The sequence below is a fragment of the Bradyrhizobium sp. KBS0727 genome, assembly GCF_005937885.2.
In the GTDB taxonomy this organism is placed as follows: domain Bacteria; phylum Pseudomonadota; class Alphaproteobacteria; order Rhizobiales; family Xanthobacteraceae; genus Bradyrhizobium.
The window spans coordinates 6,035,657-6,050,788 of record NZ_CP042176.1 but is presented as its reverse complement, the minus strand read 5'-3'; the positions used below and the strand labels follow the sequence as shown (position 1 = coordinate 6,050,788).

Genomic DNA, 15,132 nt, shown 5'->3' with positions numbered 1-15,132 from the left:
ACATTCGCTCTCGGGTCGGCTGGAGACAGTTTCCCCGATCCGGTGCGGTCGAGCAATGATCGTACAAGAGCGAGGTTGCCGCGACCTTTGTTTCTCCAAGTTCGATCCATCGGCGGGCACCGCGCGGCGACCGAAAACAGCCGCCGCGCTCGCTTCGCGGCCTATCTTCGGACGCTGGTCAGTTCCGGCTCGTAGACAATTGACGGCGATGGAATTTTCGGTTTGCTGTTGAGCCAGTAGATGGCGCGCGACCACAGGCCCACGGTGGTGGCTTGATTGGATACGTGTTCGAACGGATCAGCATAGCACTTTGCGCCTGCAGCTCTCGCTCTGGAAGCCACGCTCTCAACCATGCCCGGTGCGCCTGCCGCGTAGACGACATCAAAGGGTGAGAATGTTGGCAAATAGTCGGTCGGTTGACCCGCCCTTACGACCTTCGAAATGGCTTGCGGCTCCGAAACAACCGGAACAACGGTGACATTCCGGTGGCGCGCGAGCTGACACAGCGCCGGAACCATGTAGAGCGAATTCAACGTCCGGGCACCGACCACAAAAATGAGTTGGCGTTGAGGCCACTCGATCAGGGCCGCCTGCGCAATCGACCACATCGGTGCAAAGCCGGTGCCGCCCGCGACGAGAACCAGGCGATGAGGGTGATCCGGCCGAAAATACGCGGTGCCGTGCGGACCAAGCAGAGTTACACGGTGTCCGATGCCAATCTCCCGTCCGAGCGCCGACGACACCAATCCGTTCGGCACCAGGCGCACGTGGAAGCGCACGAGGCCGTCGTCCGAATGCTTGTCCAGCGGGGCTGTGGGACTGTAGCACCGCGCGGGAAATCCGCGAAACCTTACATTATAATGTTGACCGGGAAGATAACCCGCGGGTCGCGGCAGTTTGATACAGACCTCGACAACATCCGGTGCGAGCGCCACGAGTCCAACGACGCGTCCCGAAATTGTAACCGCCTCGGGGACCTCTTCAATCGCGATCTCGAGATCCGAGAGGATTCTGCACTGGCAGGCTTTCACCGAATCCGGGTCGCCGTCTCCGCCGAAGACCCGCCCGTCGACCACGTTGACGCGGCACGTGCCGCAATGGCCCGAGCGACAATCGTGCGGAATATCGACGCCGTTTATCAGCGCCGCGTCGAGCAGCAGGTCGCCAAACTTTGCTGAAAAGCCTTGGCCGTTCACCGAAACCTTGCAGACCTTGCGTTTCATTCCACCTCCAAGCGAATTGGCCGAACATGCCTCGTGTGACGTGTCTGGGCATGATCGAACGCGGCGAGCCGCATAAAAGTCCCGGTCGTGATTGGCTTGTCGAATTGACTCCCGGTATCGAGCCGCCGCGCGACCTCGAGCGCCCAGCGTCCGGCCGCCCAGCGGGCGGCGCAACGGACGTCGGCGCGGTCGCCTGAATACTCACCAGCAATGACGACGCCGGGAATGATGGTGCCAACCGGGATCTGGGCATCAAGCGCGTCGGAATAGGGCACTGATTCCGACTCGGTCATGTACCATCGCGCACCATCGCTCTCGCCGTGGTTTGGGTCGAGATCGATCTTGCCCGTGGCCAAGGCCATCGCCCTGAAGTTGCTCGGCAGGCGGCGAGGTTTGATGGGCCGGCGGTAATCGCCGGACGCGCGGACCTCGAAATTGTCGGAGTAGTTAGCCGTGCCCGGATCCAGCGCGAAGCCACCGCGGAAGGGAGTTTTCCGATCGATCTGATCTTGCGTCGGCTCTGCGGGAGGGCCGATATACGCGTCATCCATCCAGCCGCTCGCGCCGCCGCTGGTCGCTTTCCACTGCCAGACATCGAGAAACGTGCTCTCGTTCATCGTGTAGTGCAAGCCACGTCCCGAGAGCGTGCCGGGCTTGCCTGCAGCCGGCGTCGGTCCGGCATGGAACGTTCGGTCGCCCGCAAGAATGACGTCGAGCGTGGTCAACATCACGGAGAATTTGTCCTCGTTGAAGGAGTGTTCGTCGCCCAGCTCGTAACCCTCATGGAGGAGGTGCCAGCCATCGGCTGTCTTTTTCAGAGGGAGCTGCTTCAGCGAGCGGGTTGGATCGTCCCAAGCAAAGAGGAAATAGGCCCAGGTGCCGTCATGGACCGCGCGAACCTCGATCGTGGTTGCTCCGTTTCCGTCGAAATTCCCGCCCTGGGCGGTGGCGATGTAAAGCGGCGGCGTGGTCCGCCAGATCGCGTCGGATGTATCGCCGTCAAGTACCGGAGCGTCCACACTTCCGATGTGGCGGATGTGAAGCGTGTCTACTGTCTCGCGATCGATCGCTAGCAGAAACGAGGCGCCGACGAACGCGCTCGCAGCCGCGACGACCAGCGGATTGGCGTGAAGCACGGATCGACGTCGTGGTCTAACGGCGTTCCGCGCAGTCTCGGCGTTCTGCCGTGGCTGCGGTGTCGCAGTCGCGCGTGGGACCAGCTGATCCAACATCGGATCCCGTTTTGCTTTTTGTGGCCGCAGCGTTTCAGGCCGATGAGGCCTGGGGTGCGTTTGGGTGACGCGCGGTGGTGCCGTCGGCCGATGGGAGTGTTCCGCCAGCAAAGCAAGCAGATCGACGGGATCCAGCGGTTTTTGCGGCACTCCGAGACGCGCCGGTCGAAAGATGCGAAGCAATTGCAGCATCCCGCCGAGCTTGAGGTGCGACAGCACGTGCAAGGCAGCGTAGGCAAAAATCATCCACATGCCGTACCAGTGGCAGGCAGATACCATGCCGTTTGCACTTCCAAGATACAGCAGGCCGCCCGTCACGAGTTGCGAGATCAGCGTAAGATAGAACAGCCAGTACAGGATGACGTTGATCGCGCCCCATCGGGGCTGTTTGCCGCCAACCAGCCCGAGCAGGCGAACCCGGTCTAGCCGAACCCGGCGCCAGAGCCCTGCAAGCGGCATATAAACCACGTAGGCAATGGCCACCGCGGCCAATCCCACGCCCGCAGGTAGGTGCGCCGTCCACACCGTGGACTGGGGCAGCAGGCTATCCAGTGCATTGATCCACGTTCGGTCTGGTGTTTCCGCGGCGATCCTCAAGCCGGTAGCGATCGCAATCAAGAGAAAGCCGACCAGAATCCAGTGCAGGATGATCGTCCCATAGTCCGTGCGGCGAGTCCAAGTCCTGCGTCGTCTCATGCGTCAAGCCTCGGGACCACGCCTCGCCGGCGAGAGGCCCCACCATGGGGCCGGGTTACTGAACGATGCGAGGACGAGCGGCAGCACGCCCCGACGCGACATGGTGGACATGCCGATGCTCCAAAGGACGAGGTGTCTGCTCCGAGAAACGAAATTACCTGGTGGTGCAAGAGGTGGTGCAAGAATAGATCCCCTGTATCGATGCAGTTGTCGCCATTACCCGGTGAACAGACTGCATGCGCCCATGCAATGCCAATCGCGCCGGCCGGTTCAAATTCCCCGACCAGCGCGTTGATACGTTAACGACTTAAATGCCGGTGCCGGCTTCCGACGCGGTGATGAAATCACCCGTAGATAGCCGTCACGGACGCACCGCTATCCCCACAGGTGATGGAAGTGATGCGCGTTCTCCAAGAAGGGAGTTTGGGGATCTCCGGCGTGGTGATCAACCGGCGCGAGCGGGGATATGCCGGGCGAGACCGAGGCGGTGGCGATCGCCGTAGCGGCCGTGGCAGCGGCCACGGCTGTCGTTGTTGCCTCGGCCACGCCCAGACCGCCGCCTGCTCCAGCGGCAGGAGGTGTTGCAGTGTTGTGGCCCGTCGGTGTCACGGCCGTCGCCTGCGCGTCCGCCACCACACTCGCGTAGCTCCCGCCATTCGCCATGAGGTTATTGCTCGCCACATCCGAAGAGTTCGCAGCGAGCTGCTCCACCGCGGCGTTGACTTCCCCGGCATTGTGCGTCTGCAAACCCTCGATCAGCGCGGTCGCCGCCGTGCCCGACGTTCCATCCGTCCGGAGCTCGTTCCAGAAGCGCGCCGAGAACAGGCCGCCTTGAGACTGATCGAAGGCGTTCGAATTGTTCTCGTAGGTCTGTATTTGCTGCACCAGCCCAGCAATGTCTCCGTTGAAGCCATTATTCTCGATTGTGGTCGCCATCTGCCCAAGATGGTTACTGTCCTGTATCCATTGAGTGAGAAAGGTCGTCTGCGCTGCATTGTCATGGAACGGTGCAGGAGGGGTGTTCAAGGGTGGGAGAGGCGCTGGGTTAAACAGCGCCTGCACACCCGGGTCGCCCTGAGCGATATCAATGATGTCCCGATGGATATCGTTGATCGCACGCCCGACGAATTGTCCGAGATCTGTTCCCAATGTCAGCGTGCCCGTCGTCGGCGAGTTCGCGTTCTCGATGGATGCGATCTCTTCGTTGAGCTGATTGATGATGATCTGCGTGTGCAGACCAGTGAGGTCATTGATCTGGGGCAATGCCGCGCTCAACATCTGCTGCACGCCGACGAGGTCCGAGACGATCAAGTTGACTTGGTCCGGACCTATGCCGCCAATCTCACGCGTCGTTGCGTCGTTGAACAGATCCGTTGCCGTCAGACCGCCGCCTGCTCCAGCCGCCGGCGGCGTTGCTGCGGGGGGTGTTGCTGCAGGAGGTGTTGCAACGTGGTGGTGGCCCGTCGGTGTCACGGCCGTCGCCTGCGCGTCCGCCACCACACTCGCGTAGCTCCCGCCATTCGCCATGAGGTTATTGCTCGCCACATCCGAAGAGTTCGCAGCGAGCTGCTCCACCGCGGCGTTGACTTCCCCGGCATTGTGCGTCTGCAAACCCTCGATCAGCGCGGTCGCCGCCGTGCCCGACGTTCCATCCGTCCGAAGCTCGTTCCAGAAGCGCGCCGAGAACAGGCCGCCTTGAGACTGATCGAAGGCGTTCGAATTGTTCTCGTAGGTCTGGATTTGCTGCACCAGTCCAGCAATGTCTCCGTTGAAGCCATTATTCTCGATCGTGGTCGCCATCTGCCCAAGATGGTTACTGTCCTGGATCCATTGAGTGAGAAAGGTCGTCTGCGCTGCATTGTCATGGAACGGTGCAGGAGGGGTGTTCAGGGGTGGGAGAGGCGCCGGGTTAAACAGCGCCTGCACACCCGGGTCGCCCTGAGCGATATCAATGATGTCCCGATGGATATCGTTGATCGCACGCCCGACGAATTGTCCGAGATCTGTTCCCAATGTCAGCGTGCCCGTCGTCGGCGAGTTCGCGTTCTCGATGGATGCGATCTCTTCGTTGAGCTGATTGATGATGATCTGCGTGTGCAGACCAGTGAGGTCATTGATCTGGGGCAATGCCGCGCTCAACATCTGCTGCACGCCGACGAGGTCCGAGACGATCAAGTTGACTTGGTCCGGGCCTATGCCGCCAATCTCACGCGTCGTTGCGTCGTTGAACAGATCCGTTGCCGTCAGACCGCCGCCTGCTCCAGCGGCCGGCGGCGTTGCAACGACAGGCGGCGCTGGTGGTGGCGTTTCGGTTTGGCCAAGGTTCTGATGATCGTCGCTGTGATGCAGATGCTCAAGATTGGCCCTAGTCATGTGTTGTATTCCCTTTTGAGTGCGAGCGCCCAAGTCAATTTTGACTTCCCCTTGGCGATTACGAAATCCACGACGGTTCGATTGCTCGTGTCGATGGCACTACAGAGCGTTAGGGTTTTCATTATCTTCGAGACGAGAATCTGACGAGAACGTGATTTAATATCTGCCCAAACAAGATTTGTTTGGCGTGCAATCCGCTTTCGTCGCGGGGTCGTTGAAGATGCGGTGCTGCCGAATGCGCGTGGATGTTGCGGCCGTCATCCGGAAATCTGGACGGTCTGCAATTGAGTTAGCTTGATTCCACGTGGCGTGATTCAGTCCTTCAGCAGATCATCATCATATTATGAACATGGGTCGTTCAGGGAACCATTGCGACACGATGCGCACACGATGTGAGGCAATGTAGTCATCGAGATCGTTGTAATTCAAATAAGTGAATCACAACTCACGTCGGTGAAGGTCTCTGCCGCAGAACTTTGGCAGGTGCCGGCGTCGCAATCTCGTCAAAATTCTGCCGGTATCGGTTGCCACCGTTGATTGCTCGACAGCGTATGGCTTCGACCGAGATAGAAGCGAACTCGCTGCGAGAGCATCAATAACAGCATCAATAACAGCAAGGCGAATTAGACGAATGCCGTTAGCGCAATGTTGAGCATTGGATCGAGCGATCCCGTTGCCGATGGGCTGCGCGCAAGTGCGCGGCGATTGTTGGGGATCGCGGTCTTCAGCGGCGTCATCAATCTCCTGACTCTCTCGGGTTCGCTGTACATGTTGCAGGTGTATGATCGGGTCATTCCGAGCCGCAATATTGCGACCTTGCTGGGGCTCTCCTTCATCGTTCTTCTCGCCTATCTGTTGCAGGGATATTTTGATGCCTTGCGGATGCGGATGTTGTCGCGGGTGGGAACGTTGTTTGACGTCAATCTGCAGGAGCCAATCCACGTGGCGCTGGCAACCCTTCCGTTGCGCGGGGTGAGATCTCTGCTGACGCAACAACCGCTGCGCGATCTCGATCAGGTGCGGAGCTTTTTGTCCGGCCTCGGGCCAACCGCATTTCTGGACATGCCGTGGATCCCGATCTTTTTGATCGCGCTTTTTCTGTTTCATCCGGTCATCGGTGCCGTCGCGGTTTTGGGGGCGCTTTCGATCGTGGCGGTCACCTGGCTGACCGAGCGTCAGTCGAAAGGCGCCGCCAAGGCTGCGATGGACAGCAGTGCCCAGCGGCAAGTGCAGGCTGACGCGACGCGCCTTAACGCAGAAGTAATCCGCGCGCTTGGAATGACAGGTCGATTCACGGCCCGGTGGTCGAAGGCCAATGAGCGATTTCTACGGGAGAACGTTCGCGCCACGGACATGTATGCCAATCTCGGATCGGCGGCGAAGGTGTTGCGCTACGTGTTGCAATCCGCGATTCTCGGTGTTGGCGCATACCTTGTCGTGGTCGAACAGGCGTCCGGCGGAATCATGATCGCGTCGTCGATCATGATGGGTCGGGCGCTGGCCCCCGTCGAGGTGGCACTCAGTACATGGAAGCAACTCGTCGCGGCGCGTCAGGGCATTAAGCGGCTGCGCGATATTCTCAAAGTCACGGCGCCGCCTGCGGCTCCTCCGGTGGTTCTGCCGCGGCCCCGGCGCGAGCTTCTGGTTCAGGATCTGGCCGTGCCGGCTCCGGGAACGGATCGGATGATTGTTTCGAATGTCTCTTTTGCTCTGGAAGCCGGTATGGGTTTGGCGCTACTGGGAGCGAGCGCGTCGGGAAAAACCTCACTCACCAAAGCGCTGGTCGGCATCTGGCCGGCGACCAGCGGAGTGGTGCGTCTCGATGGTGCTGCGATCGATCAGTGGCATTCGGACGAGTTTGGCCGGCATATTGGCTATCTTCCGCAAGACGTCTCGCTGTTTGACGGGAGCGTTGCCGAAAATATTGCACGGTTCGACGAAACGGCGACATCCGAGGCAATTCTGGGCGCTGCCAGGGTCGCCGGGGCGCATGAGATGATTTTGCGCCTCCCGAACGGATATGCGACGCAGATCGGGGAGGGGGGCATGTCTCTTTCTGCCGGCCAGCGCCAGCGCATCGGCTTGGCCCGCGCCATCTTCGGCGATCCGTTTCTGGTTGTCCTTGATGAGCCGAACGCCAACCTGGACGCCGATGGCGAGAATGCGTTGACGAGAGCGATCGAGACCCTGCGCAAGCGGAATTGCATCGTTATCGTGGTATCGCATCGCCCGAGCGCGCTTGCCGCGCTGAACATGGCGATGGTGCTTTACGATGGCCGGACAATCGCTTTCGGGCCGCGCGAAGAGGTATTTAGGCGCGTGGCGCGCTCTGCGGGCCGCCAGATGCCGGTCGCGCCAACGCCGATCCACGCGAAGCCGTCCCCCGTAGCCGCCGAGGTAGCGTCATGAGTTCGAGCGGCGAGATTCTGACCGGCCGAACCCGTGGTTTGCGGTCTTCGGCGAAAGAGAGACCAGGTACAACAACCGGAAGCCAGGGTGCCGCGCTTGTCCTTGAACTTCAGCGGATCCAGGAGGCCTTTCACCAGCAACAGCGCTCCGGGCCAAAAGCTTCTTCAGCTTCTTCCGCGAACGGCAATGCTAATGGCGGCGGGCCGGCCAGCAAATCCAAACGGCGCAGGCGCCCCGCAAAGTCCGGTCACCACAAGGGCGCGATGACCCGCGCCGTCGATGCTTGTCTGCAGCGTCTCGGATTCAGCGGCGCGCGCATGTCCGATCCGAGCGAACTGCCCGCCGAGGAGTTGCGTCCTGCGACAAATCCCGGCCGGGTTGCGCGACATCAAGATGCCGGCGCGACGCGCCAGTCGTCGGTTGCGCGCATCGGCGAAACGATGGCGTTTCAGCGTGCCGCTTCGGTCTCCGACCGCCGTCGGCCAATCGAGCGCCCTGATCGCGAATTTGAAGCTGGAGCGCAAGGTTCCCTTCCGGTGCGCCGCTCCGGCAGGGACGAGCAAGCGGACGACGTCCAGGCTGGCAAGGGCGGTGTAACCCGCGCGCTTGGGGTTTGCGGCGGATATCTCAGGTCCGGTTACGGTTTCCTCGTTAAGGGCGACGGAACGCCCGTGGGGGATTCCCACGGTGAGGATTTGGCGACGCGGATAAGGCGCACGTTTGAGACCGAACTCAGGTCCGGTCTCAGAGTACTCATCCTTGGCGTCGGGCTGGTTGGCGGGTGGGCCGCTCTGATGCCGCTTTCGGGCGCCGTGGTCGTGGCCGGCAACCTGATTGTCGAATCGAACGTAAAGAAAGTGCAGCATCCCACCGGGGGCGTCGTGGCGGAAATACCGGTCCGCGATGGCCTGCATGTCAACGAGGGCGACCTGCTCGCGCGCCTCGACGCAACGCAAGCGCGCGCGTCTCTTCAGGTGATTACCAAGCAACTCGATGAGTTCCGTTCCCGGATTGCCCGGCTTGTTGCGGAGCGGGACGATAGCGAGGAGCTCAAAGTGCCGCTCGACCTGACCGAGCGCCCGACCGATCACGATGTGGAGCAGCTGATCGCCTCTGAGAACACCTTATTCAAAGCGCGCAAGACGGCCCGTCAGACCCAAAAGGACTTGCTGCGTGGCCACGTCGGGCAATTGGGAGAGCAGATCAGTGGTCTCAATGCTCAAATCGATGCCAAGGCCGCACAACTCGATCTGATCTCCGGCGAGCTCCAGGGCGTTCAAACCCTCTACGACAAGCATCTGGTGCCGTTGATGCGGCTTACGGCTCTGCAGCGTGACGCAGCCCGCCTCGAGGGCGAGCGCGGGCAACTGGTGTCGGCGATTGCCGAGGCGCGATCGAAGATCAGCGAGGAGGAGCTTCAGATCGTCCGGATCGATCAGGATTTTCGCACGGACGTGATGAAGGACCTCCGCGAGGCGCAAGGCAAGGAAGCCGAGCTAGTGGAGCGCAGCGTGTCGGCGCGGGATCTGCTCAATCGGATCGACATCCGAGCGTCTGCATCGGGAGTGGTCCATCAGCTTGCCGTTCACACGATCGGCGGTGTCGTCGCCGCGGGTGAAGTCATCATGGAAATCGTGCCGGACAAGGATAGTCTGCAGATTGAGGCAAGGCTGCAGCCCCACGACATTGATCAGGTGCGGATTGGCCAGAAGAGCCTGGTGCGATTTCCGGCCTTCAATCAGCGAACGACGCCGCAATTGAGTGGCTCCGTGTCCTACATTTCGGCTGACCTGAGCCACGACAAGCAGACCAATGCCGCTTACTATACCGTGAGGACAACGCTTCCCGGCGAAGAACGCCGCCGTCTCGGGGAGCTTCATCTCATTTCCGGCATGCCTGTTGAGGTCTTCCTCCAGACCGGAAGCCGCACCATGTTGAGCTACCTGTTCAAGCCGATCACCGACCAGATTCAGCGCGCGTTCAACGAGCGATGACGCGGCGTCGTGGCCGGCTGATGTCTGTCATCCAGACCATCGGTCGCATTTTACGACGCACGTCCTCGCGGGCTTCGTCATAAATGTGCCGGATACAATTTGCGACAGGGACAGGAGATTTGGATTCCTGTTGAAGTCTTCAGGGTTGCAGGTAACTCCAGCATCGCTCTTGCAGTTCCATGAGCCGGACGACTCCGGCTTTGCGTGGCCCCAGGGAGCGCCGGAGTCTTGATCCGAGCATCCCGAAGACACCCGGCAGAAATCACAGATGCCGGGAGATGAAGAGCGCCATCGCTACGTTCCAGACAATCAGCGCAATGGTTGTCGCGATCGCTGTGCCTGTCAGCCCTGGCATGCTGATGAAGACGATACCGGCGACGACGCTGACCACAGCGCTCAGGACCAGCAGGCGGCGGCGGTGGCGGCGCGTTCGTGTTCGGTCATCGTCATGACGTATAATTGCAATCCGTAGCTTGCTGCGATCACCTGACCGACGAGAAGGATGCGCAGGGCAGGGAGCCATCCGTCTCACTGCCCAGCCCGAAAAGATATTGGATGACGGGGACAACTCGTTTTCAAACTGACGTAGCTGCTTCAAACTGACGTAGCTGAGCCCATCCATCGCTCAGCCGGTCAGATGTACAGCCAATCGGCTGGTGAGGCCCGGCGCGTGCTCGCGGGGGGTGGGGGACCCGGATGCTACCACTTGCGTTTATCGCGCAGCATTGCTCCCAACATCTAGGCGCTCTCGTACCTCTGGGTGCATCCGGACGGGAGAGAGGTGAGGGGCCAAAAGAAACGGCCCCAGCGCGAGCAGCAAGCTGAGGCCGTAGGTGGCCTTGCATCGTGCAATATGCTGAACTGCTGGAACGGCACGGTCTCATAATTCGCCAGCCAGAAAACCGTTCCCCTGCAAGTGGCCGTTTTGATCTGCGAGTGGCCTAATTCGGCCAGTGCCCAGGCCAGTACCGGTTTTCCGGGGTGGCGCCATCCCGGATAGCCTTCCGGGCAAAGACGCACCAGCGGCGATCCTGGAGTCGCGATGAAAGCGCTAGAGTAGGATGATGAAAAATCCTTACGTCGCGATGAGGTTCATCGCATGGGCATTTGTCATCGGGCTTACGGTCGCGTCCTGGATGCCCGGACAGGAAATGGTCCGGACTGGTTTCAACACACGACTGGAACACACGACGGCTTATCTGATGGCCGGGATTGCTGTTCTCGCCGCATATCCCCAAAAACCTCCGTGGTTAATAGCGGCTCTTCTCAGCGTTTACGCCGGCGTACTCGAGCTTGGCCAGATGTACGTTCCGGGCCGTCATGCCGAGTTGTTAGATTGGCTGGCGAGTTCCGGCGGAGTGGCCTGCGCCTGCGTTACGGTATTCTTTTATCGGAGTCGAACGCGCTCTCTTAAATGATGACTAACAAGATCGCTGTCGGGAGAAGCGCGACCACGAAGGCGATGCTGAAAGTGCGATCCCGTGAGGGAACAGCCGCTACATGACGCGCTCACGACCGGTGATGACAGATGGCTCCTTCTTGGGAGCAATCCGGAAGGTGGCGAATACACCCGCCAACAGATTCAAACGCCGCCATAGAAAGAGCGTCATCGCCAGATTCCAGACGACCAGAGACACCGCGGTGCCGATCGCCGCGCCGGTCAAACCAAACATGCCAATAAGCACCGCGCTCGCGCCCGTGTTGACGATCGCGCAGGACACGAGCAGCACAGCTGCACTGCGCTCATGCCCGGTCATGGTCATGACGTACAATTGGGAACCGGCGCTGGCGGCCATCACCTGGCTGATGAGAAGAAAACGCAGTGCGGGCACGCCAGCTTCATAACCGGCGCCGAACCAGGCGAGAAGAGGATAGGCGAGCACGAAGAGCGCGGCCGCGATGCACAATCCCGCCCAGAACGTCCATGACGAAGTCCTGGTGATGAGGATCTGCATGGTCTTCGTATCCTTGCGCGCATACAGATCAGATATGACGGGCGCGAACAGGGTATTCATCGCGATTCGAGGCAGCGTGACAACAAGAGCGATATTGAAGGCCAAACTGTAGATTCCCGCATCCTTGGTATCCGTGATCCAGCCTAGCAAGATGACCCCGGTGCGGTTCAACAGGGACTCGGTAGCGCCGAGGATGACGAGCGGAATCGCAGCCCGGCGCCAAGTCGCGGCGTCGTACGCCGGCAAGATGTCATCAATGGCAGGGGGGCGGCGACGCCGCATGGCAAGGCCCGCACAGGTGAGCCCCAGCACCGAGCTGATCAGCGCGGCCACCATCACGAACGGGGCGTTGATGGTCCATCCCATGCCCACACTGGCGACCGCAAGAAGGCCGATCAGCGTCCCGTCCCGTACCACGCGGTCAGGCACAAGCCCCGAGACCACGCCGCCAAACGCGCGCACTATTGAACAGCGGATCCGCACCAGCGCCAAAATCGGCACCAGCGCTAACCCAGCGAGGAACGTCCTCCGGAGTTCAGTTGACGACACCAAACTCTCGATGACACAAATGCCGACCAACATGACGGAGAGGCCGACGGACATCACCCGCCTTTGCGCATACTGAATCACCCCACGGAGCAGCGGCCACGCTCCCTCTGCCTCGTAAGCTGGCACAAAGCGCAGAAGCCCCACGTCGAAGCCGAGCGTCGAGAAGTACGCCAGGACGACCATCCAGGCGAAAACATAGGCATACACGCCATAGGTATCGACGCCGACGATGCGCGCGATGATGAGTTGCGAGCAATAGGTCAGCGCGAAACCGGTGCCATAAACAAAAAATGCTGTAACGCCGCCGCGGGCCACCCGGCTCAACGGCGCGCTTCCAGGTATTCCGTCACTCACGTCTGGCTCCCCCGTAAAGCGGCGCAGCAGTCTTGGTCGTCATCATCACAGAGCTCCTCTGTGCTCGGTTTTTGAAGCCTCCTCGTGACCTCCTTCTCCACCATGTTCACACTCTCGTTAAGAGAACGCTGATCTAAAGACGAAACGCTCAGAACCGATCGACCTGCCCGCAGCAACAGATTGTGCAAATGGTCGATCATTGGGATCGATGCCAGGCTTCTCTGCAGGTCAGGCTCGAACCGCTGCTCGATTTCACTTTGAAGGCGCCTCCGGTCGTGGAGGCGAGCGTTCAGAAGCTCAAAAGGTGCATCCAGGCGGATCAACAGATCGGATTGTGGTGCATAAGCGAGGGCGCCGGCAATCAGTGTGTCGTCCGCTACTCCACTCACCAATGCCAACGAGCACACCGCCTGAACGAATGCCTGATCGAACAACGCGACTTGCGCGACACGAGACGCTTCATACCATGAATGGGACAGACGCAATATGTACTGACTCTGCTTGATCGACGTGAAAATGTTTGTTGGAGGCAGCAGCATAACCAGATGAGCCGCTGTCTTGACGTCGCGAGAATTGGCAATCGGGTGGCGCGCAATCGTCAGCATCTCGCCGAGTGGTCGGCTCAAGCGACGGATGACCGTTGCCCGGCGAGGGGCGAGGGCCGGCGCACGCTCGGTCGGTCGGTAGCTGAGCCTGAGTTCCGCGAGGTGGCCGCGTTCCCGCAGCCGAACCGTGAGGGCGCGCGCGAAAGTGGTTTTACCAGCTCCTGGAGGACCGAACAGCTCGATGATCATGCGCCGCCTCCGCTGGCCGCGCCTAGATCAGGCGCCAGATTTCGTGCTTGACCGCGCGGATTACCTCCGCCAACGGCTGTTCGGCGTCCACGCACACGACGCGGGCCCCGGGAAGCTCGAGTCGCTGCAGGGCCGCGATGCGCTCCCGGATGATCGCCGGGTCCATCTCCGGCTCGCGTCTTGCGGCGGTCTCGGGCGTTACCAACAGCTTGATGACGAGATCCGGTGGAAGGCGACGCGCAAGAGCATATGCGGCGCCCTCAAACCGACGAAGCCAATGCGGCACCCCGGTCAAACGTGTTAGCAAGGGACCGTCGTTGAAGCCGAGGATTTGATTTTGCGGATATCGGTCGGCGAGGACGATGAGTCCCCGATTGATTCCGCGCCGTGCCGCTGCGAGCTTCTTTCGCTTGTCCTCGGCCACAGCCACAGCCCAGACCATCAGTAGCAGGCTGTAGAGCAGTCCCGGAGCGTGGCCTGAGATCTTGCCATGCGACGCACCTTTGGGCTTGGTCTTGAGCACACGCATGATCAAGGGCATGATCAGCTTGAACGGCCAGAGCAACAGCGACGGTCTGCCGTCCCCGGTACCGAAATAAATCGGCACGACGTCGACCTTCGAGCCAAGCCAAGCCCGCATCGTTGCCACCAACGTGCTCTTACCGCTGCCGTCGACGCCGATCATCGCCACCATGCACCCGCCGCAGGGCGCGCGCCGGTTCCATGGTCGCGGCGCATGGAGAACACGCTTGTTCAGGCCGCCGGCAACCCAGAGCAGGGCCCTCCCTGCGTTGCGTACCCGCGCCTCGACCGTGTTGTAGCTGCGATATGCGGCACAATGCTTTCGCATGCGCCGGCGGAGCCGCGCCTGAGTTTCCAACGGCTGCTCGCCGTAAAAGGCATCTGCAACGAGTTCCGCCAAGTCCTCACTCAATAGCTCGGCGGCAAGGTCGCGAAGTGTAGTGCGGTCGACAGCCGCAGCGAGCTCTGCGCGATCAAGCGCAAACTTGCGCGTTGTCGCCTGCCAGACGTAGAGCGTCATGGGATCCAGTCGCCGCAGCTCAAGGCAAGCGCGCACCACCAACAGTATTGCCTCGCTCGTCGGCTCAAGTATTCGGATCGGCAGTGTCGGGTGGAGGATAGCCCGAGTCAGAAGCACCGCTTCCCACGGAATTCGGTAGTTCTTGAGAAGTCGTTCGCCGACGATCAACAGGAAATGGAGATGAATATGGATCAGCTGGCCACTCCGTCTATCGTAGCCAAGAAAGCTCAGTGTTGCCGGATGATCACGGTCGCCGACGGACGGAAAGAGCTTGAAATCCCGCTCGAGCAATATCGCTTGGACGCAATGCTGGTCCTCTCTTGCCACGAGCAGGTCGACATCCCCCTCGCCGGCGAGCACCGCATGGAGGCGCCTACTGCTCTTCCAATAGCAGTAGGAAACCTGCCGCCGATGAAATTCGTCCAAAACCTCCACCAGCACAGGTGGGATCGCATGTTCGCATGATCGATGGATCATACCCATGTCATAACGAGCATCCATGTGTCTTACT

General features: G+C 60.6%; 10 protein-coding genes. 3 read left to right on the top strand and 7 right to left on the bottom strand.

Annotated elements, in window-relative coordinates:
- Positions 1-161: 161 nt before the first annotated feature.
- From FFI89_RS28240 to FFI89_RS28230, 3 genes are all read right to left on the bottom strand, one after another.
- Positions 162-1,223, bottom strand: coding sequence for a 2Fe-2S iron-sulfur cluster-binding protein (locus FFI89_RS28240; RefSeq protein WP_138830799.1), 1,062 nt, complete (start codon positions 1,221-1,223; stop codon positions 162-164).
- A complete protein-coding gene (locus FFI89_RS28235) occupies positions 1,220-3,151 on the bottom strand; it encodes an ethylbenzene dehydrogenase-related protein (RefSeq protein ID WP_138830798.1) in 1,932 nt (643 codons plus the stop codon). Before FFI89_RS28235 ends, FFI89_RS28240 begins: the two co-directional genes overlap by 4 nt.
- A gap of 375 nt (positions 3,152-3,526) precedes the next feature.
- Positions 3,527-5,524: a hypothetical protein gene (locus FFI89_RS28230; protein ID WP_138830797.1), complete on the bottom strand. Its 1,998-nt coding sequence runs from the start codon at positions 5,522-5,524 to the stop codon at positions 3,527-3,529.
- 645 nt (positions 5,525-6,169) lie between these two features.
- On the opposite strand from FFI89_RS28230, the gene FFI89_RS28225 reads away from it, so the two are divergent.
- Positions 6,170-7,933, top strand: coding sequence for a type I secretion system permease/ATPase (locus FFI89_RS28225; RefSeq protein ID WP_371721909.1), 1,764 nt, complete (start codon positions 6,170-6,172; stop codon positions 7,931-7,933).
- Positions 7,930-9,927 carry an HlyD family type I secretion periplasmic adaptor subunit gene (locus FFI89_RS28220; RefSeq protein WP_246669282.1) on the top strand — a complete coding sequence of 666 codons (1,998 nt, stop codon included), beginning with the start codon at positions 7,930-7,932 and terminating at the stop codon, positions 9,925-9,927. Before FFI89_RS28225 ends, FFI89_RS28220 begins: the two co-directional genes overlap by 4 nt.
- A 262-nt stretch (positions 9,928-10,189) precedes the next feature.
- Here FFI89_RS28220 and FFI89_RS28215 read toward each other — a convergent pair whose 3' ends face one another.
- Complete coding sequence (locus tag FFI89_RS28215; RefSeq protein WP_138830796.1) at positions 10,190-10,549, bottom strand: hypothetical protein; 360 nt, start codon at positions 10,547-10,549, stop codon at positions 10,190-10,192.
- A gap of 442 nt (positions 10,550-10,991) precedes the next feature.
- On the opposite strand from FFI89_RS28215, the gene FFI89_RS28210 reads away from it, so the two are divergent.
- Positions 10,992-11,345, top strand: a complete 354-nt coding sequence (locus FFI89_RS28210; RefSeq protein WP_138830795.1) for a VanZ family protein — start codon at positions 10,992-10,994, stop codon at positions 11,343-11,345.
- 78 nt (positions 11,346-11,423) lie between these two features.
- On the opposite strand, the gene FFI89_RS28205 is transcribed toward FFI89_RS28210, so the two are convergent.
- From FFI89_RS28205 to FFI89_RS28195, 3 genes are read right to left on the bottom strand one after another with little or no spacing between them, the layout of a single operon-like run.
- Complete coding sequence (locus tag FFI89_RS28205) at positions 11,424-12,785, bottom strand: oligosaccharide flippase family protein (RefSeq protein ID WP_138830794.1); 1,362 nt, start codon at positions 12,783-12,785, stop codon at positions 11,424-11,426.
- Positions 12,782-13,579 carry a hypothetical protein gene (locus tag FFI89_RS28200; RefSeq protein ID WP_138830793.1) on the bottom strand — a complete coding sequence of 266 codons (798 nt, stop codon included), beginning with the start codon at positions 13,577-13,579 and terminating at the stop codon, positions 12,782-12,784. The genes FFI89_RS28205 and FFI89_RS28200 overlap by 4 nt, the downstream gene beginning before the upstream one ends.
- A gap of 22 nt (positions 13,580-13,601) precedes the next feature.
- Positions 13,602-15,122: a hypothetical protein gene (locus tag FFI89_RS28195; RefSeq protein WP_138830792.1), complete on the bottom strand. Its 1,521-nt coding sequence runs from the start codon at positions 15,120-15,122 to the stop codon at positions 13,602-13,604.
- Between the last annotated feature and the right edge of the window lie 10 nt (positions 15,123-15,132).

Coding starts and splice junctions, on each gene's coding strand:
- FFI89_RS28240 (WP_138830799.1), bottom strand. CDS start 1,223: ATGAAACGCAAGGTCTGCAAGGTTTCGGTGAACGGCCAAGGCTTTTCA.
- FFI89_RS28235 (WP_138830798.1), bottom strand. CDS start 3,151: ATGAGACGACGCAGGACTTGGACTCGCCGCACGGACTATGGGACGATC.
- FFI89_RS28230 (WP_138830797.1), bottom strand. CDS start 5,524: ATGACTAGGGCCAATCTTGAGCATCTGCATCACAGCGACGATCATCAG.
- FFI89_RS28225 (WP_371721909.1), top strand. CDS start 6,170: ATGTTGAGCATTGGATCGAGCGATCCCGTTGCCGATGGGCTGCGCGCA.
- FFI89_RS28220 (WP_246669282.1), top strand. CDS start 7,930: ATGAGTTCGAGCGGCGAGATTCTGACCGGCCGAACCCGTGGTTTGCGG.
- FFI89_RS28215 (WP_138830796.1), bottom strand. CDS start 10,549: ATGGATGGGCTCAGCTACGTCAGTTTGAAGCAGCTACGTCAGTTTGAA.
- FFI89_RS28210 (WP_138830795.1), top strand. CDS start 10,992: ATGAAAAATCCTTACGTCGCGATGAGGTTCATCGCATGGGCATTTGTC.
- FFI89_RS28200 (WP_138830793.1), bottom strand. CDS start 13,579: ATGATCATCGAGCTGTTCGGTCCTCCAGGAGCTGGTAAAACCACTTTC.
- FFI89_RS28195 (WP_138830792.1), bottom strand. CDS start 15,122: ATGGATGCTCGTTATGACATGGGTATGATCCATCGATCATGCGAACAT.